This is a genomic window from Psychrobacter sp. LFX-11D, assembly GCF_904846475.1.
In the GTDB taxonomy this organism is placed as follows: domain Bacteria; phylum Pseudomonadota; class Gammaproteobacteria; order Pseudomonadales; family Moraxellaceae; genus Psychrobacter; species Psychrobacter cryohalolentis.
This window is the reverse complement of the sequence record NZ_CAJHAV010000013.1, coordinates 26,115-45,344: the sequence shown is the minus strand read 5'-3', so window position 1 is coordinate 45,344 and position 19,230 is coordinate 26,115. Positions and strand designations below refer to the sequence as shown.

Here is a 19,230-nt window from a genome sequence, read left to right as displayed (position 1 = left end):
ACTGATCTACCTTTACTTAGATCTAATACGTTCATCAGTAGATTCTCGACACTCAAATCTTAATAGATATGAAACTCTTGATGATTATTCACACTGAGGCATACATTTATCAATGCACAACAGGCGTACCCTCTGTACTAAAAGCAAAACCTTTATTGCTAAAATTACCAATCATGACTGCCTCAATGACAGGCGTAACGGTGTCGTCCACCCCTTCTACTTCAATGATAAAGTTGGCACCAGAACCCCCTTTATCCTCTTCTTTTTCGACAATATAATTTAGAGTTGCCATCGCTGGTAGCTCAATAGGAGCTCTTAAGTAGGACTTTACTAAGGCACCATCAGTATCATAATAATCAATTTTATTGATATACAATGATTTTTTTAACGTGGTATTACGCACGCTGAGTGTTGCAGAAAGCAATACTTTGCGATTGTCTCTATCAGTATAAATGTCTGAATATATGGGCACATAAAACGTTTGTTTGTAGCCAAACTGGCTGTGATCCGTTTCTTTTGACGTTTTTTCCAACTCTTGAATTGGGTCCTTATGCTTCTCTGAAAACATCACATTTGGATCTTGTATAGACCGATCACAGCCTGAAAACAATATCAGGGCAGTCAGACATAGCATAGATACTCGATATTTTCTCATGGCCTCTTTCCTTATTTAACGGGCTTTAACCCCAACACTACGTAAAAACTTATTAATATGTTCATTAGCACCATAAATGACCAGTACATCATTATCTTGTAGTACTTGTTCAGGTGCTGCCAAGCCTTGTATATTTGGTTTGGTTTGCATACGACCGAAGCTGTCTTCATAGTGTTCATAACGCATGGTGCTGAGCAATTTGATACTAAATCGGTGTTCAAGCTGTAGCTCGCCGATGGTTCTACCAATCAAATCAGTAGGAATGCTAATCTCGACAATACTAAAGTTGTCACTTAACTCGAACGAGTCTACAAAATAACGCAAGGACAGCCGTTTTGCCCAGCGCATTGCCGCCTCTTTCTCAGGATGAAAAATATCATCAACCCCAATCGCTTGTAGGACTTTTTCGTGTAGTGGATTGATACTACGACTGATCAAACGCCGCGCTTTTAGCGTTTTAAATAGCGCTGTCGCCATGACATTGGCACCTTGGTCTTCACCAATAGCTACCACGACAATATCGGTGTCTTTAATCGGTAGACCATTGACCGTATATTCATCGGTCGCATCCATACAGATGGTATGAGTAATCACTTCTTTATAGGTTTCAACCTTTTGCATACTGCTATCGATAGCAATGACCTCATGACCTTGACTGGTCAGCGCCATACCAAGCGAAGACCCAAAACTGCCCAAACCTGCGATAATGAATTTCATAATACTCCTTTTCACTCACCTCTAGACTATAGTGGTAGTGATGGGACGGGTTAATTAATAGTAATCTCTTCCGTTGGATAACGGTAGTTACGCTCATGTCTATTTTTGAGTAAGGCAATAAAAATCGTCAGCATACTGACACGCCCAACAAACATAATGAATGACACCACAAGCTTGCTAAAAGTAGACAGCTCCGTCGTCAGATTTAAGCTTAATCCCACCGTACTATAGGCTGAAAAACACTCAAATATCACTTTAATCAAATCAAGCTCAGGCTGATCATAACTGATCAAAGTCACGCCCAGCCCAATGACTAATAAGGACAACCACATAACTGAAAACGCACGGCGAATTGAGTTATCTGCAATTTCGCGTTTGAACACTTCGACTTTGGTCTGTCCACGTGCCAAACTCAACGTATTTAGGAAAGCAATGGCAAAGGTGCTGGTTTTAATACCGCCACCAGTAGAGTTTGGAGATGCCCCAATCCACATCAAAAAAATGGTCAGCATGATGGTTGGAAAAGCCAAGGCATTCATATCGATATTGTTAAAGCCTGCGGTTCGCGGTGTCGCAGCAGTAAAAAGCCCCGCTACCAGCTTGCCATACCAACTGCTGTGCTCAGCCAACACACCATGATATTCAAACATCATCACCCCAATCAGCCCTACTAACAGCAAAGCGCCAGAGGTGATTAAAGTGATCCGACTATTGATACTCAACAGCCACGGCTGGTAGGCATAGCGCTGTCCATCACGACACAGCGCTCTTTGCATACGGTGACGCAGATAACGGAGCAAGTTAACGACAATCAAAAAGCCCATACCGCCAAATAAAAAGGTAATACTGATAATCAGCTGTAAAGGATAATTAAAGCGCAGTGATTCATCGTATAACCCTGCACTAAAAGTAGAGAATCCAGCATTACAGAATGCCGAAACGGCATGAAATATAGAGAAGAATAAACGCTCAAATATGCTCATGCCTGCCAAATCATAAACACTTATATAAATCAGTATTGCTGCCAGTGCCTCAATACCAAAGGTGACATATAAAATAGACTTTAAGGTTGTCACCATATCGCCCATACGTGGCGAATATGTCATCTCACTGATACTAAGCTGGGTCTCGTAACTGATACCACCCTTAAAGAAGTAACTAAAATAAGTCACAAAAGTTAGGATGCCAAGACCACCAATTTGGATAAGACCTAGAATAATCACTTGCCCAAAGGTAGTGAAATGGGTAGCGGTATCGACGACGATGAGCCCCGTCACACAGACGGCACTGGTCGCGGTAAATAAGGCGTCTATAAAGGAGATGGGTTGATTTGTAGCATTTGGCATCATTAGCAATAATGATCCGACCAGTATCACTGATAAAAAACTTAAGATAAAAAATTGACCTGGGTTTAAAAAGGCTCGGTTAAGACTAAAATTATTATCTGATATTTCACGGATGAAAGTGACTAGCACGGCAATCTTGATGGCAATAAAACCATCAGCGGGCGTAGACAATCCCGATTGAAACAATTCAGTAAAATGTAGGACGAGCAAGATTAAAATGGCAATGCTGGTCAGCAAATCAAAGACAGCGACTTTATTGACCGTCAGGCGTATTTTTGGACGTATATAACGTCTTAGCGTAGTGACAAAACTGAGTAAAATGATACTCATATAAAACAGGTGAAACACTTGTTGTAACCATGCGGACAATGTAAAACCACTATCAATTAAGGCAACACCGACACCAATAAGGCTTATTACAACGATAAATTTATTTAATAACCGATACGGTATGCCCACATACATAGCTTAGGTCCAGAAAAGGAATAACCAGAATACTTATACTCCTTTTTTCTGTCATATACTAAGCGTGGTTTTAGATAATCGTAACCAGTTATGTGTTCTAACATTAGCCACTACAATATTCGTCATAGTTACTTATCTAGTGGTTACTTTAACAACATTGTCTCTACCGTTTTATCAGCAGAGCACCTATGTTAACGGGCACTATTTATTATAATGTATTAACAATAAAACCACTGATTGCAGTAGCGATTATTGCCAGACTGAATAAACGATCAAGGACGAGGATTTGTTATGAAAATGACTTCTAAAGATAGCGTACACTCATTGATACCGACCATCCACTATAGTACTGGCTGTACCTGCCCAAAGTGCGGCTGTAGCGCGGCATCAACTTGTGATAAATGTGATCGCTGTTCGAAATGCTGTGAGTGTGGTGAAAAGTAGTCATTCTTACCATAGCCTTTTGAGCTACTGACATCGAAAAGCAGCCTCTAGAGGCTGCTTTTTTATACTTCGAATTGCAAAATACTTAGTAAATAAAGGGTCTAAATTTCATTATAGTAAGGTTTAAGTATTAAAGTTTAGGTGTTAAATTTAACTTTTATTTGCTGCAATCCAGCTTTGCATCTGTTCAATCTCTGGCTGCTGGGCATCGATGATTTCTTGCGCCAGCTTACGCATCTCAGGATTTTTACCATATTTAAGCTGTGTTGCTGCCATATCGACTGCCCCAACATGATGAAGTAACATGCCACGAGCAAATGCCATGTCTGGTACTGGGTCAGCAATACCTTTCATCATGTCACCATGCATCGCATCCATACCCTTAGCATAAGCTTGCTGCATGGCTTTAGTATCCGCTGTTGGCATTTTGCTATCAGGATTGTTGGCAAGCCATGTTTTCATCTGCTCAATCTCAGACTGCTGGGCGTCGATGATTTCTTGTGCAAGCTTACGCATCTCTGCATCGGTGCCGTATTTTAGTTCAATCTCTGCCATGTCTACCGCGCCAACATGATGAGCAAACATGCCTTGAGCAAATGCTGCATCTGGATCGTTATAATCCATGCCAATCATCATTTCTTCATGCATCTTAGTCATTGAGTCAGTGTAATCTTTTAGCATAGCTGCCATTGGTGTGCCGTCAGCGACCATAGTGCCTGCACTCGTATCATGACCCGCATGCGGGTCTGCTGCAGTATTTTCTTGTACAGCCTTTTGCGATGCAGCATCTTCTGGGGCAGTCACGTCAACCTTATCATTGGCTGGTTGACAGGCGCTTAGTGCCAATAGGACACTAGTAGCGAGAGCAAAGGTGCTTAATTTATTATTCATGGTACCGCCTTGGCTAATAACGATTTAATTTAGGTATTACAAAGTAAAAAAGCGCTAGCTTATAGCTGTTGCTCGGTTGAGACAATATCAGCATAGACCTCAGTAGTACCATCTTTATTAAGCTGCATAATCTGATAAGGCGCAAATTTATTTTGATACTCCATACCTGGACTACCAACTGGCATACCAGGTACCGCAAGACCTAGGGCTTGTACTGGTGGGTTTTCTAAAAACTGCGCCACATATTTGGCTGGTACATGACCTTCAAAGACGTAACCGTCGGTTGTGACAGCAGTATGGCAAGAGCGCATCTCAGTTGGTACGCCGTAGCGCTCTTTAAATACTGCCAAATCCGTAACATCCTGCGCAGTGGCGCTCAGACCATTGTCTTCTGCATGACTTATCCAGTCTTTACAGCAGCCGCAATTGGCATCTTTGTAGACCGTTGCTGAGACGTTTTTTAATAAATCTGGATTGCTGGCTGGCGTTGTTATTGCCGATTCCGTTTGAGCGTTTGATTCAGCAACATTTGCGGTGACTGCTGCGCCATTGTCATTTTGTAAGGAGCTTGCATTGGACGCGCTACTGTCAGGTTGGCTACAGGCGAATAAGGCGGATGCAGCAACTAACCACACGGTACTTTGCAAGAGTTTATAAGAATGACGTTTGAAGGTAGGGCTAGAATCGGATGTAAAGGCGTTCATAATGCGATCTCATGTATTTTTTGCATTATACCAAATAACCCTTAGGCTCAATCAAGACAGTCAGGCGTTTAACACAGTGACTTTAACAAAACATGACATTCAGATAACAATGCTGGCAGGTTGGCATATCATTCACTTACTGACCCTTTCTCTGCTCTCATCATCTTTACACCACCATAAGTGACCAATATTACCCCCAGCGCGATTAATGAAGCGCCTAGGATTAGCCCTTCTGGTGGGCTTTCATTTTGTAAAAAAATAGCAATTGGCACACCGACTACCGCCCCTACTGCCCCTAATAAGCTCAGCAGCACAGGACCACCCGTTTTTTGCAGTAAAAACAACAGTAAAAACTGCGCAGCGAATACAAATGCTTGTAGCACAATTACACCAAGCGGTAAAAGCGCTGTCATCGGAACCGCTAAAGAGTAATGAGGAATGATACTGACCAGAGCTAGCAATCCTGATGCAGCAATCAGCATACCAGGCGCAAGCGCACTAGCAGAGAGATTGGCTGGCCAATATAGCGTCCGATAAATATTACCAATGGCAAGCAAAACAGGACCACAAAGCGTCAAGACGATCCAAAACACACTGGCATCTGGCGCAGAAAACTTACGTGCTGCCAATACGCCCGCTCCCGCAAGTGCCGCGATCACGCCAAGTGCGCGAAGCTTAGTAAATGGCTCTATACGCAACACGATGGCGGCAAGATAAGTAAGCAGCGGCGGCAAGGAGATAATCAAGGCGACAAAACTTGCGCCAACGTGTGGAATCGCTGAGAAAAATATTAAATTGGAACCTGCAACACTGACCAATGCTGCAACAAAATAATAGCTGAGGATAGGTTTGTTTAAAGGCGGTAGCTCACGACGCCACAGTGCATAAACAAATAAAATAACCGCAGCACCTGTAATGGACCAAAACAGAAATGCCAGTGACGTCAGACCAATCTCGCCTGCATATTTTGCCAAATTGGTAGAAATACCGATTAAAGCGCCGCCAGCGAGCAGACAAAGCAGAGGAAGGAGCCATGTTTGCTTATGGCCTAAAGTCCCTTGTTGCGCTGACGACACCATAGCTTATCCTATTCATCCACCTTATTATGCCAACCACGATAGATTAGCATTCACGCCATTGCAACCACAAACGCGTATCCAGCTCCAACTGATGATAATCAGGCTCCATATGACAGCAAAGCTGATAGAACGCTTTGTTATGCTCCTGCTCCTTAAAGTGCGCCAATTCATGGACGACAATCATCCGCAAAAACTCAGGCGGCGCCTCTTTGAATAAGCTTGCGACCGTAATGCTATTATGCGCTTTAAGCTTGCTGCCTTGCACGCGAGACTGGTAAGTATGAATACCCAGCGCATGTTTGAGTACGGTGAGCTTACTGTTATAAGTCACTTGAGACAATGGATTGCTTTTGCGCATATACTGATTTTTTATGTCATTAATATAGTGATATAACGCCTTGTCGTTTTGGATTTGGTGTCTCTCGGGATAGTTTTTATCCAAATAATCGCCCAATTTGCCACTACTAATTAACATGGCAGCTTGATTTTGGATGTTCTCAGAATAATGAGCAATATATTTTAAGGTGGTCACTGCTTTTGTCCTTTATCTTGATGCGCGATATTTATCTATATCAATTATACGGTAAGGATATTTTTTTGCTTTAATATAGTCAATTCTAAATAAAACAGATACGTTATATTCCAACGCAGTACTGGTATAAATTTTTCTGGCATGCTGTGACTACGCTGACAGAGGCTGCGTAAAATTCATCTCAGTCTTACTGTATCGTTTTAATACTGAATTCACTATAGTTTGCTCAAATAGATAGTGGTTGTTCTATTATTGAGTCATCAACATGTTATTAAAGTAGATAAAATAATAGTGTTATGGTCGATATTTAGACAATTATGATTAGATTTATAATTAATCTCATAATAAGGTTGACAGCTCATGACTACTTGGCTAAAATGTGCCCCACATAACGCAAACAAGACAAGCAATTGGGCATATTAAAGCCTTTGTAAAACTTGATGTTATTACCAATTATTCTCCAATAGCTCAGTTGGTAGAGCAACGGACTGTTAATCCGTGTGTCCCTGGTTCGAGCCCAGGTTGGAGAGCCATATACGAAAAGACCTTCATCACTTATTTGATGGAGGTTTTTTTTGGCTTGTATTTATTAGTGCTTTATTAATATGGCTATTAATGCAGCTTCGGTGTTCTTTTGGGGACTTTTGTTGTATGGTAAGAGTACATATGACTAAGTCAGTTTTGCCTGAGTGCTTTATTCCTACTCACTAATAGTAATGGTTTATTATGATACCTGCACGTATAAAAAATAAGTTTTCTGATCATCCGCAAAAAATCATGCGCCCTATCAGTATTCGCCTCTCTGAAGAGATGATTGAGCTTTTAACGGCGACCGCATCAGAGCTTGGATTTAAGCGTATTCAAGGCTTGATTCGCCTATATATCCGTCAAGGTCTTGATCGTGACCATCAAGACTATACGCTTGCCCATGATGAAGTTTTTATTGAGACATTACGCAAAAAAGGCGTGAGCCAGCGTATTATTGATGAGGCGATTGTGGTGACTCACAATAACAATATCACCCATTCATTGTCTGATCTGCAAGAAAATAAATAGCAGTAGCATTTGAGTATTTAACCGCTTGAGTAGCTAATATTCGAAGCCTTAATAAAGACTAAGTTACCCTAACGGTGCTTGGTCTTTTTTTGCGATTGATAATACTGTACTCACCTTTATTTAGCGATAAATAAACATACACAACTGTGAGATACAATACATTAAGATAACAACTATCACGGCTCATATGGAGGTATCAGATAATGGGTTTATACAAACGTTTAAACAAAGTTGTGTTATTGACTGTGAGCTTGGGGCTGTTTCCTGCCCTGTACGGTTGCTCGCAGCCGCAAGTAGATCCTAGCCAGCAAACAATACCGACCAACTCTGATCAGTGGCAAAAGACACTGGGCGATACCTTTGAGCGTCTACCTGAAGCAGATAGAAAGCTTCTCAGCCGTTATATGCTACGTATGAAGCTTAGTAGCGCCTATGAATCAGGCGCGATGCCGCGTATTACTATTAAACAAGCTTTGATCCAGCAGCGCGAATATGAGCGCCTACATCCAAACAACCCAACGGGTAAGAAAAGTCCCATTGTAACCAGTCAAAAGCTCGAAACTGCCAATCACCTCAACTATCCTGTTGCCCTATTACCAGTCAAAACCAGCGATAGTGATAGCTTAAACCAAGTCAAGCTACAGTTTATGCTGTCAAATCATGGCAAAGTAGCTATCGAAAGTTTTCAAGGTACTCTCACGATGAAAGAGAAACGTTTGACCAAAAATAAACGCTTCAACGTGCCATTAACCCAGTTTGAGCCGCCTATCGCTCCAGAACAATCTGGCAAGATAATCATTGAGAGCAGTATTGAAGACATCAATGTTATGCGTGCTATTAAAAATAACACAGGAGTGAGCATTGAAATCACTGAAGGTAAAATGATATTAGCGGATGGGCAGGAAATCAAATTTGACGAGTTACTAGCCAAATAAAACAAAGGTTTTAAAATCTATAGCAATATAAAACAGCAACATAAAAAAATCCCCAATCAGCAATGATTGGGGATTTTCGAATTTGGCGGAGACGGAGAGATTCGAACTCTCGAAGGGCTATTAACCCTTGTCGGTTTTCAAGACCGGTGCATTCAACCGCTCTGCCACGTCTCCATTTGTGCATCATTATAGCGATCTGAAATGAGAATGCAAGCAGTTATGTCAAAAAAATTAAATTATTTTTTAAACGGCTTATAATCATGAGTCTAAAGCTTGTTTGAAGCAAGATGCAAGCACATATCAAGCATGCGATTGGCATAGCCCCATTCATTGTCGTACCAAGCAAAAACCTTGTATTGATTGCCGACTTGCATCAGTTGTTGCCCATCTATAATCAATGATTCAGTCTGATGGATAAAGTCACTTGAGACTAGCGGTTCGTCCGTATAGTCCATGATCGTCGCTAAATGCGCCTGACTCGCTGATTTTAAAACGTCACGTATTGCTTCAATACTGACATTTGGCGTCTCAAATACAAACGTCACATCAATAGCGGCGACATCAATAGTTGGCACTCTTATTGAATGACCATTTATCTTGCCCACCATATTTGGTAACACGCGTTCCGTAGCAGCGATACTGCTGGAAGTCGTCGGAATGATATTATAACCAGAGGCGCGCGCACGCCTTAGGTCACGGTGCGCTTGGTCAAGTACGGTTTGATCAGCCGTCACTGCATGAATCTCAGTCATCATCGCCGACTCAACGCCAAACGCCTTATCAAGGGTATCAATAAGCGGTACGAGCGCCTGAGTGGTACAAGAGACGCTAGAGATAATAGGCAGATCACGCGTCAAAGCATCGCTATTGACGCCCATCACGATACAAGCATCGACATGGTCAAAGGGTGCGGCACCGATAATCACTTGTTTGGCACCCGCCTCTATGTGCAAGCTTGCCTGCTCATATGAGCGATAGTGTCCGGTGCACTCAAGCACCACATCGACCTGCAACTCTTTCCATGGCAGTGTCTCTGGGTTTTCTCTTGATAATAAACGAATGCAGTAAGTAAGATTATTTTTGGTCAAGCACAGCTGAATATCATTTTTTGCTGTCGCACAGGGCTTTTGCTGATGATCAGTGAAGCCATCTTGTACGATATCCGCTGTCACGCCAAGCTGGCTCAAACGCCCATGTGTGCTATCGAACCTCAGTAAATGTAATAAGGTTTCGGCAGGGGCCAAATCATTAATCGCGACCACATGAATAGCACGTCCTAGCACCTCAAAGCGCTCTAATAACGCACGCAATACATTGCGACCAATACGACCAAAACCATTGATAGCCACTCTCAAAGGCTGAGTCTGGTCACTGGTCGTATGAAACCCTGCTGTAGCAGGATTAGACGTCAAACGGTAGGTAGCACTAGAAAAATCAGGCATAACAAGTTATCGCTGTAATAGAAATAAAAAATGAAGGCTAAAATTGAATGCCATCGGCTGATCAAAAAAGCGCCACGCAGAATATATAGTGAGTTTACTACAAAAGTGTTATAGCGCTATTGGTATGAATTTTACGCAGCCTCTGGGAACGCAGCACGCCAGTAAAATTTATACCAATAGCGCGTTCAAATTTTCATAACATTTTTATTTTCATCTGACTATAGTCGTTCGCGAATAAAAGAAATACAAATGTTATAAGGTACTACTGGGGTTAACTTTTCTTGCTTGCTGTGCCTACGCAGACAGAGGCTGCGAATAATTAACCCCAGTAGCTCTGCACCCTTTTAAAAGTGAATTAACTATATAGGCAGTCGCGAATAAAACAGTTGCAGACAAAAGAGTTATCTTTTAAAAAATGTACTTATGACTTAAGAATGACTACGGAGTAATAAATATCAATGCCAAACGAATGGTATTGTAATCAGCGCTTTGTTTTAAATGCTCAAATATCGGACGCAGCTTAATACTACCATCATCATTAAAATCATTTGGGTTATTAGCAACTTTAATCGCCACATAGGCATTGCCCACTGCCGTCATAACCTCATCTTCTGGACGCAAATGATCACAAGCGAGGCTAGGGTCTTGAGATTTCAGCTCAGCAATATGGCGCATAATGGTAGACTGTGACAGCTGACGTGCTTGCGATATTTCCGCGATAGATAAACTTTCTTCAAGAAGTATTCGTGTGGCGAGTAAGGTACTGTCTGACTTATCAGACACTTGATTGCCAAGTTTCTGTTTTTTTCCTATTTGCGCTTGCTGCTGTTCACGGCGCTTTGTTTGTAGAGTGGCATAGGCATCAATCACTGACTTGCTTAATGTACCGCCTGATTTAAGAATAAACTTCTCATGTGCCTGTGTCATACTTTCTTCATCAAGCATTGCATAATTGGCATCCGCTTCATCAGACAGCACTAAAAAGCGCTTATCTGCACCGCGTGCCAGTGGGTCAAGCTGCAAGCTCATTTCATTCATACCGAGCAACTGAAGACCTGCCAGCGATTTTAACCGTGATAATGCCACATATCCTTGCCCAAGCTCAAAGGTACGTGACAAGTCAATCTCAGCAGCTTCAAGCGTCATACCTTGCGACTTATGAATGGTAATCGCCCAAGCTAGACATAATGGCACTTGCTCATAGCTTGCCAGCACATCGCCCGTCTCGTCCTCGATAATCCATTCTTCTGGCTCAGCGATAACCTCACGCCCAGTATTTAACCTAACCACTGGCATTTTTTGTGTCGTCGGCTTCTTAACTTTTGCTTTATCTTTTTTGGCTTTTTCTTTTGCGCTTTTTGCAGTCTTTTTCTCATTACCAACATTACTGTCTTTATCGCTACCAATATCATCGTCTTCGATTAAATCGTCATTATCGTCTTTGCTATCATCAATTTTCACAGCAGCAAAGCCAATCAGCTCACCCATCGTACCGTTAGACACGCCAAGCTCGGTATTGTTTTTGATAAACATCACTTTTGAGCCAACTTTTAATACCAAGTCATCTTGAGTACGAACCGTCTTCTTTAGCGTCTCAACCAGTTTATTATCGCCAACAGACGTGGCTTCAAAGCGCATCATCTCGCCAGATAAATCAGCCAACTCTTTGTCATTGATTTTATTGACGTTGAGATTGTGCGTATAAAGACGCGTACGCTTAATATCGACATTTTGATCAAAGGTAGCTTCTAAGGCAGCAATCGCCTCAAAAGTCACTTCTTGACGACGGATTTGATTGAGAATATCGTCCAAATCAAGCCCACCATTCGCCGCTTCACTGACCTGTCGATGTTGCTCAGATAAGTAGCAGATGTGAAACTTGGCATCGAGCCAAGCTTCCGACATAAAGGCAAATTTTTCACGATTACTCTCACCCTTACTGCCAATCGGTGGTAACTGAAAAAAGTCTCCTGCAACAACGACTTGGATACCACCGAAAGCTTTGTCATTTTTGCGTACATGCTTAAGCACTTGGCTGACCAAATTAATCTGCTTGGCATGCAGCATGGATATCTCATCGATGATAAGTACCGCGGTGTCTTTTAATCTATCTGCCAAAAACTGCTTACGTGATAAATTGGTCAAGTCGCGGTCAGACAGTTCATCCTTAATACCAATGCCCGACCAACTATGAATGGTCGTGCCATTCATATGAGTGGCGGCAATGCCTGTACTCGCAGTCACAGCAACAGGTACACGGCGCGCGCGTAGATAATCGATATATTGGTTAAGTGTATAAGTCTTACCTGAACCTGCTGAGCCCGTCAAAAAGACGTTTTGACCTGTTTTTAAAATATCAAGAGCAGAAGATTGACGCATATATCCAAACCAACCAATAACTTAGAAGAAAAAGAAAAGAGAGCAGCCATCAGCAATTTTATAAATGCCGTAGCCTAAAATATTGGCAATAATTATAACAGCTACATCCACTTTACGAACCCTTTTAACTGACACATTTTCCATAACTAAATTTTATGAGTTAATTCATTAGCTATTATTAAATGTGAGTATAAATCTGCTCAAAATTTGAGTAGTATGAAGTGAGAACTTGATCAGGAAGATTCGGTGGCGATGAGATAAGCATTTATTTTACACGATGATGTAATAAATAATTGCTTATATATGACTTGCCTCATACATAAAACAACAAGGAGCAGTTAATGTTATATCCCTATCCAAACACAGAAAAAAGCCAAGTCCAATTCCGCGAAAAATATGACAACTTTATCAATGGTGAATGGGTTGCACCTGTTGATGGGGAATACTTTGACAACACCAGTCCCATAGATGGCAAAGTCATTTGCCAAGTTGCCCGCTCAAAAGAAGCTGACATCGAAAAAGCCCTAGATGCGGCTCACGCTGCCAAAGATGCGTGGGGCAAAACCAGCGTGACAGAACGCGCCAATATCCTCCTCAAAATCGCTGACAAAATGGAAGCCAATCTTGAGTCTATCGCCATTGCTGAATGTTATGAAAACGGCAAACCGGTGCGTGAGACACTCGCAGCAGACATCCCGCTAGCCGTTGACCATTTCCGTTATTTCGCCAGTGCCATTCGCGCTCAAGAAGGCGGCATCAGCCAAATCGATGACGATACCGTTGCCTATCATTTCCATGAGCCACTAGGCGTTGTTGGTCAGATTATCCCTTGGAACTTCCCTATCCTAATGGCCGTGTGGAAACTGGCTCCTGCGCTTGCTGCGGGTAACTGTGTGGTTCTCAAACCTGCTGAGCAAACCCCTGCCTCTATTCTCTATATGTTAGAGATTATCGGTGCGGCTGACCTGTTACCTAAAGGCGTATTAAACGTCGTCAATGGCTTTGGTGTCGAAGCTGGTAAGCCGTTAGCTTCTAACCCTCGTATCAATAAAGTGGCCTTTACGGGTGAGACCACAACCGGTCGCCTCATCATGCAGTATGCCAGTGAAAACATCATTCCTGTGACCTTGGAGCTGGGCGGTAAGAGTCCAAACATCTTCTTCGCTGATATCATGGATGAAGACGATGACTTCTTGGACAAAGCGGTTGAAGGCCTAGTGATGTTTGCGCTGAACCAAGGTGAAGTCTGTACCTGCCCATCACGTGCACTGGTACATGAGAGTATCTATGATGAATTTATCAAACGCTGTATCGCCCGTGTTGAAGCCATCAAAATGGGCAATCCATTAGATACGGAGACGATGATTGGGGCACAAGCAAGCTCAGATCAATTAGAGAAGATCCTATCTTATCTAGATATCGGTAAACAAGAAGGCGCTAAAGTATTGGTCGGTGGCGAGAGAGCCACACACGACGGTGATCTGGGTGATGGCTATTACGTGCAGCCGACTATCTTTGAGGGCACTAATGACATGCGCGTGTTCCAAGAGGAAATCTTTGGACCGGTGCTTGCGGTAACGACTTTTAAAGATGACGAAGATGCGATGAGAATTGCCAACGATACGTTATATGGTCTGGGTGCTGGTATTTGGACGCGTAGTGTACATAAGGCATATCGCTTCGGACGTGGTATTCAGGCGGGTCGCGTATGGACGAACTGCTATCACATCTATCCGTCGCATTCTGCATTCGGTGGTTATAAACAGTCTGGTATCGGCCGTGAAAACCATTTGATGATGCTTGATCATTATCAACAAACCAAGAACATGCTGGTGTCTTACGATCCTAAAAAAATGGGGTTCTTTTAAGCCCCAGTTCGAAGCACTTTGCAATCGAGGTTGCAAAGTGTGTTAGGTACATTCACAGATTATTTTTATGCAGAAAATCTAACAAGGAAGAACTATATGAGCAATAAGATGAAAGCCGCCGTATTACATGAGTTTAATCAACCATTACAGATCGAAGAAGTTGATATTCCAACGCCAGGCGCGGGTGAAATCGTTGTCAAGATGCAAGCCTCCGGTGTCTGTCATACCGACTTGCATGCCATTGAAGGCGATTGGCCCGTCAAACCAAGTCCGCCATTTATCCCTGGACATGAAGGCGTTGGCCTGATTACTGCCGTTGGCGCAGGTGTGACCCATGTAAAAGAAGGCGACCGCGTTGGTGTGCCTTGGCTCTACTCTGCTTGTGGTCACTGTACCCATTGTTTAGGCGGCTGGGAAACCTTATGCGAGCGTCAACAAAACGCAGGCTATTCAGTCAATGGTAGCTTTTCAGAATACGTACTGGCCAATGCCAACTACGTCGGTATCATCCCTGAAAGTGTTGACTCGATAGAAATTGCACCCGTTTTATGCGCAGGCGTCACCGTGTACAAAGGTCTAAAAATGACCGATACCAAGCCTGGTGATTGGGTCGTTATTTCTGGTATCGGTGGTCTTGGTCATATGGCAGTACAATACGCCATTGCCATGGGACTCAACGTTGCGGCAGTCGATATCGATGACGAAAAGCTCGCATTTGCCAAAAAACTAGGCGCGACCATTACCGTTAATGCAAAAAATACCGATCCTGGCGAGTATCTAAAAGAAGAAATTGGCGGTGCCCATGGTGTGCTAGTAACAGCCGTATCTGCTATCGCGTTCGATCAAGCGTTAAGCATGGTTCGACGTGGTGGCACGGTGGTCTTTAACGGCTTACCAACCGGTGACTTCCCTGTCTCTATTTTTGATACGGTGCTCAACGGTATTACCATTCGTGGCTCCATCGTTGGTACGCGACTCGACTTACAAGAGTCGCTGGACATGGCAGCAGCAGGCAAGGTAAAAGCCACCGTTACCGCGGAGCCGTTAGAGAACATCAACGATATCTTTGAGCGTATGCGTAACGGCAAAATCGAAGGTCGCATTGTGATTGACTACAGTATGTAGTTATAGTTTATTCAGTTTAAAAGAGAGACAAGGCAACCGAGCGCAGATGTATATGTGATACCTCAAGTGAGGTTAACGCTGTAACTCTTTTATAGAGGATTGACTATATTGCTTGTGAGATTTTGATATTGTCTTAATGCTTCACACATTTAATCACAAACCATCAGTCGTATCGTTTTCATTCACATGCTATAAGTGATGTGAGTGAAAACGATACGGCTTTTTATATTCTCGCCCAATATGGGTATGAGGTTTATGCTTAATAAGACTCCTATACTTAATAAGACACTCGTACTTAATGAGACGTCTTCTACAATCATATTTTAATGATAAGGAAATCATTATGAACGTTACAGCGACAGAATCCTGCGTAGACTTGATTGAGCTACTTAAATCCAAGCACGGTGAACTGATGTTTCATCAGTCTGGTGGCTGCTGCGATGGTAGCTCGCCTATGTGTTACCCGCTAGGTGAGTTTAAGGTAGGCGGCCAAGATGTATTGGTCGGTGAGATTGCTGGTTGTCCATTTTATATGGGCAAAGCGCAGCACAAATTATGGCAAAATACGGATTTGACCATTGACGTGGTGGACGGGCGTGGCGCCAGTTTTTCGTTAGAAATACCAGAAGGTAAGCGCTTTATCGTACGTTCAAAAGTTTGCTCAATATAAATATGCTAATCGATAACACGCCCTAGGTAACATCACAGAACTTATCAATAGGCTCCTAGTGATAGTCTATTTTCTCTATCTACACGCTCTAGTCATTTTTATTTTATTATTCTGGCAAAATAATAGATACTGTAAAGCATAGCTTACTTTGAAAAGCTCGTTTTGATTGGCATGGATGCTATAAGGAAGATAAAATGGAACTTGATAAAACGTTTGATTACGTCATCGTGGGCGGTGGCTCTGCAGGCTGTGTGCTTGCCAGTCGGCTGACAGAAAATCCAGACATCAGTGTCTGTTTATTAGAATATGGTGGTGAAGGCAAGGACCTCGCAGTTCGTGTGCCTGCTGGGCTGATTTTGATGGTACCAGGTAAGCCATTAAAGTTAAATAACTGGTGCTTTCACACTACCCCTCAAACTCATCTCAATAATCGACGCGGCTTCCAACCACGTGGGCAATGCTTAGGTGGATCATCCGCTATCAACGCCATGATTTATACCCGCGGCAGTGCGCTAGATTATGAGCGCTGGGTGGAGCAAGGCTGTGATGGTTGGGGGTTCGATGATGTCCTACCTTACTTTATCAAAGCAGAAAACAACGTCCACGGTAGCGATGCACTACATGGTGACAGCGGACCGCTGCACGTCAGCGATTTACTCAGCCCACGCGATATCTCAAAAGCCTTTGTAGAAGCCGCGATTGCCAATGGTCTCGACCATAACACAGACTTTAATGGCGAAAAGCAAGACGGTACAGGGTTGTATCAAGTCACCCATTTTCATGGTGAAAAGCAAGGTCAACGTTGCTCTGCCGCTGCAGCCTATCTACATCCTGTCCAAAGCCGCTCAAATCTGACCGTTATTACCCATGCACAAGCCAACCAAGTCATCATTGAAGACAAACAAGCGACTGGTGTGGTTTATGAAAAGGATGGTGTCAAACATACTGTCATGGCACATCGTGAAGTCATCCTATCAGGCGGCGCTTTCGGCTCGCCTAAAGTGTTGATGCTATCAGGCATTGGTCCTGCTGAACATTTGCAGTCTCATGGCATCGATGTATTGGTAGATGCACCCGACGTTGGCGGTAACTTACAAGATCATTTAGATGTCGTCTTTGATTACGAGGTCAATACTACCGATGTCATCGGTCTTGGTATAGCAACTATTTCAACCTTGACCAAAAGTATTCGGCAATGGCGAAAAGATGGCACAGGTCTGTTATCTACCAATTATGCAGAAGCAGGCGCGTTCTTTAGTGTCGGTGACGACCCACAAGAATGGCCAAATACCCAGCTGCATTTTGTGATATCTCGCGTGATTGAACACGGACGTGATCTTAGACGGGGTTTTGCCGTTTCTTGTCATACCTGCTATTTACGCCCTGAAAGCCGTGGTACGGTCAGACTCGATTCTGCCAATCCCTCTGATGCCGTATTAATTGATCCAAACTATCTCTCGTATCCGAAAGATGTAGAGTATATGGTAGCAGGTGCTGAACGTACGCGAGCCATTATGCAAGAATCGCCAATGGCTGAATACATCACTGAGGACTATCCTGCTCCCTATATCGAAAAAGATGGTATGCTTGGCTATATCCGTAATAAATCAGACACTATCTACCACCCTGTAGGCACTTGCCGTATGGGCTCAGACAGCGATTCAGTCGTTGATTTAGAATTAAAAGTACGCGGCGTGAGTGGACTAAGGGTCATCGATGCTTCAGTGATGCCAACCTTAATCAGTGCCAATACCAATGCACCGACGATTATGATTGCTGAAAAAATAGCAGACCTTATCAAGGCGAATCACGTGCATGCTGAGTCAGTCCCTGCTTAACATAGTTTAAGATGATTAATCGAGCCCAAAATCAAGTTTCATTTGGGCTCAATTTGTATTGACTACTCCGCGACATTTTGGAAATTGGCTACAACCAAAAAAGGTCTGCCCAAGATGTGCGCCTTTTTTTGCAACGCGTTTGACCATCTCACTATTACATCTCGGGCAAGTTGGTGCTTGGATGAAATTAGCTATATTGTCTATCGCCACAAGTGTCGCAGGGTAATGCACTTGTGGCTCAGTCTCTATAACCTCAAAGGGTGTGAGAAAAACCTTATCAGTAATATCATGCGGCGAACTTATCTGCTGAGTACTCAAACTATCAATTGGTAAATCGCTAGATTCAATCTCAGTTTGACCAGACCATCGATGCACTTCTCTGCTTTTCAGCCTGGCTCGTTTAGCGGTTTCTTTTACTATCGGCTCAGATGTAGACTTATCAGTAGTTGTAGCAACTGAATTACCATTAGGGTCATTGCTAGACGACTTGCTTGGATTGCTATGCCTATTCTTTAAGTACGCTTTATGGGCTTGATTGGTGCGCCACGACTTACTAAATCTATTGCTTTCAATCTGAGCAACGATAAATTGAACCTCATCTTCGCTTAATATCTCATCCTGCTTTCTTTTGATATACGACACCATTCCACTCGTCAATACGTGCTCCGGCAACTCATCGCGAGTTTTTAGCTCACATTCACCGATGAACGCAATCATCGAATGAAAGTAGCTTATCTCTAATGCTAATAAATCCGCGAGCGTTTTAATATGCAAATAATTCTGGCGTAATGGGTTTTGGAATTTATACTTACGACCCATAATGACTTGCGTCCACTGTCTTTGCGCCTCATTACCAAATATCCAGCCTTTATAGTTTTTGGTTTCGATGACAAAGATGCCGTATACGGAGACGATGATATGATCGATTTGGGTACTACCACCTTTGTCTCTTGGCAAGGTAATACCGTTTAATCGGTGATAGACGTTTTTTTCAAGCTTTAGCCACATGGCAACATTAATGACTGTTTCGCCTAAGACACCTTTGAAGCTGGACATGAGGGACATAATCGTCTTCCAATAAAAA

General features: G+C 42.9%; 17 protein-coding genes and 2 tRNA genes. 8 read left to right on the top strand and 11 right to left on the bottom strand.

Annotation, left to right across the window (positions count from 1 at the left end; all coding sequences use genetic code 11):
- Positions 1-109 precede the first annotated feature (109 nt).
- The 3 genes from JMX75_RS10105 to JMX75_RS10095 are packed head-to-tail and all read right to left on the bottom strand — an operon-like array spanning position 110 to position 3,183.
- Entirely contained in the window at positions 110-655 is a 546-nt protein-coding gene (locus tag JMX75_RS10105; RefSeq protein ID WP_149409190.1) for a DUF3124 domain-containing protein, read from the bottom strand.
- A 15-nt stretch (positions 656-670) separates the two neighbouring features.
- Positions 671-1,372, bottom strand: coding sequence for a potassium channel family protein (locus JMX75_RS10100; protein ID WP_011514154.1), 702 nt, complete (start codon positions 1,370-1,372; stop codon positions 671-673).
- A gap of 50 nt (positions 1,373-1,422) precedes the next feature.
- Positions 1,423-3,183: a TrkH family potassium uptake protein gene (locus JMX75_RS10095; RefSeq protein WP_133105034.1), complete on the bottom strand. Its 1,761-nt coding sequence runs from the start codon at positions 3,181-3,183 to the stop codon at positions 1,423-1,425.
- Between the two features lie 291 nt (positions 3,184-3,474).
- Between JMX75_RS10095 and JMX75_RS10090 the strand changes: the two genes are divergently transcribed.
- Entirely contained in the window at positions 3,475-3,627 is a 153-nt protein-coding gene (locus JMX75_RS10090) for a hypothetical protein (protein ID WP_201532219.1), read from the top strand.
- A 150-nt stretch (positions 3,628-3,777) separates the two neighbouring features.
- Here the strand turns inward: JMX75_RS10090 and JMX75_RS10085 are convergent, their stop codons facing one another.
- The 4 genes from JMX75_RS10085 to JMX75_RS10070 form a co-directional block, all read right to left on the bottom strand.
- The gene (locus JMX75_RS10085; protein WP_201532218.1) at positions 3,778-4,518 is read right to left on the bottom strand and encodes a DUF305 domain-containing protein; all 741 of its coding nucleotides are present in this window, start codon (positions 4,516-4,518) and stop codon (positions 3,778-3,780) included.
- 59 nt (positions 4,519-4,577) lie between these two features.
- Positions 4,578-5,222: a DUF411 domain-containing protein gene (locus tag JMX75_RS10080; protein WP_201532217.1), complete on the bottom strand. Its 645-nt coding sequence runs from the start codon at positions 5,220-5,222 to the stop codon at positions 4,578-4,580.
- 128 nt (positions 5,223-5,350) lie between these two features.
- On the bottom strand, positions 5,351-6,301 hold the full coding sequence (locus JMX75_RS10075; RefSeq protein ID WP_201532216.1) for a DMT family transporter: 951 nt from the start codon (positions 6,299-6,301) through the stop codon (positions 5,351-5,353).
- A gap of 43 nt (positions 6,302-6,344) precedes the next feature.
- Positions 6,345-6,833: a M48 family metallopeptidase gene (locus JMX75_RS10070; RefSeq protein WP_201532215.1), complete on the bottom strand. Its 489-nt coding sequence runs from the start codon at positions 6,831-6,833 to the stop codon at positions 6,345-6,347.
- A gap of 457 nt (positions 6,834-7,290) precedes the next feature.
- Here JMX75_RS10070 and JMX75_RS10065 point away from each other — a divergent pair.
- The 3 genes from JMX75_RS10065 to JMX75_RS10055 all read left to right on the top strand — a co-directional run bounded on the left by JMX75_RS10065 (position 7,291) and on the right by JMX75_RS10055 (position 8,824).
- Positions 7,291-7,366 (top strand) — tRNA-Asn (locus tag JMX75_RS10065).
- Between the two features lie 193 nt (positions 7,367-7,559).
- Positions 7,560-7,889, top strand: a complete 330-nt coding sequence (locus JMX75_RS10060) for a hypothetical protein (RefSeq protein WP_011514160.1) — start codon at positions 7,560-7,562, stop codon at positions 7,887-7,889.
- A gap of 203 nt (positions 7,890-8,092) precedes the next feature.
- Positions 8,093-8,824: a hypothetical protein gene (locus tag JMX75_RS10055; protein WP_201532214.1), complete on the top strand. Its 732-nt coding sequence runs from the start codon at positions 8,093-8,095 to the stop codon at positions 8,822-8,824.
- An 83-nt stretch (positions 8,825-8,907) separates the two neighbouring features.
- Here the strand turns inward: JMX75_RS10055 and JMX75_RS10050 are convergent.
- The 3 genes from JMX75_RS10050 to JMX75_RS10040 all read right to left on the bottom strand — a co-directional run bounded on the left by JMX75_RS10050 (position 8,908) and on the right by JMX75_RS10040 (position 12,645).
- Positions 8,908-8,998, bottom strand: a tRNA-Ser gene (locus JMX75_RS10050).
- A gap of 92 nt (positions 8,999-9,090) precedes the next feature.
- Complete coding sequence (locus JMX75_RS10045; protein WP_227672992.1) at positions 9,091-10,266, bottom strand: type I glyceraldehyde-3-phosphate dehydrogenase; 1,176 nt, start codon at positions 10,264-10,266, stop codon at positions 9,091-9,093.
- Between the two features lie 438 nt (positions 10,267-10,704).
- A complete protein-coding gene (locus tag JMX75_RS10040; RefSeq protein ID WP_201532213.1) occupies positions 10,705-12,645 on the bottom strand; it encodes an AAA family ATPase in 1,941 nt (646 codons plus the stop codon).
- A 341-nt stretch (positions 12,646-12,986) separates the two neighbouring features.
- On the opposite strand from JMX75_RS10040, the gene JMX75_RS10035 reads away from it, so the two are divergent.
- The 4 genes from JMX75_RS10035 (at position 12,987) to JMX75_RS10020 (ending at position 18,146) form a co-directional block, all read left to right on the top strand.
- On the top strand, positions 12,987-14,513 hold the full coding sequence (locus tag JMX75_RS10035; RefSeq protein WP_025650610.1) for an aldehyde dehydrogenase family protein: 1,527 nt from the start codon (positions 12,987-12,989) through the stop codon (positions 14,511-14,513).
- 96 nt (positions 14,514-14,609) lie between these two features.
- The gene (gene adhP, locus JMX75_RS10030) at positions 14,610-15,638 is read left to right on the top strand and encodes an alcohol dehydrogenase AdhP (protein WP_025650611.1); all 1,029 of its coding nucleotides are present in this window, start codon (positions 14,610-14,612) and stop codon (positions 15,636-15,638) included.
- Between the two features lie 343 nt (positions 15,639-15,981).
- Entirely contained in the window at positions 15,982-16,308 is a 327-nt protein-coding gene (locus JMX75_RS10025) for a DUF779 domain-containing protein (protein ID WP_025650612.1), read from the top strand.
- Between the two features lie 194 nt (positions 16,309-16,502).
- Positions 16,503-18,146: a GMC family oxidoreductase gene (locus JMX75_RS10020; protein ID WP_201532212.1), complete on the top strand. Its 1,644-nt coding sequence runs from the start codon at positions 16,503-16,505 to the stop codon at positions 18,144-18,146.
- Between the two features lie 48 nt (positions 18,147-18,194).
- Here the strand turns inward: JMX75_RS10020 and JMX75_RS10015 are convergent, their stop codons facing one another.
- Entirely contained in the window at positions 18,195-19,211 is a 1,017-nt protein-coding gene (locus JMX75_RS10015) for an NERD domain-containing protein (protein WP_133105043.1), read from the bottom strand.
- Positions 19,212-19,230: the final 19 nt, after the last annotated feature.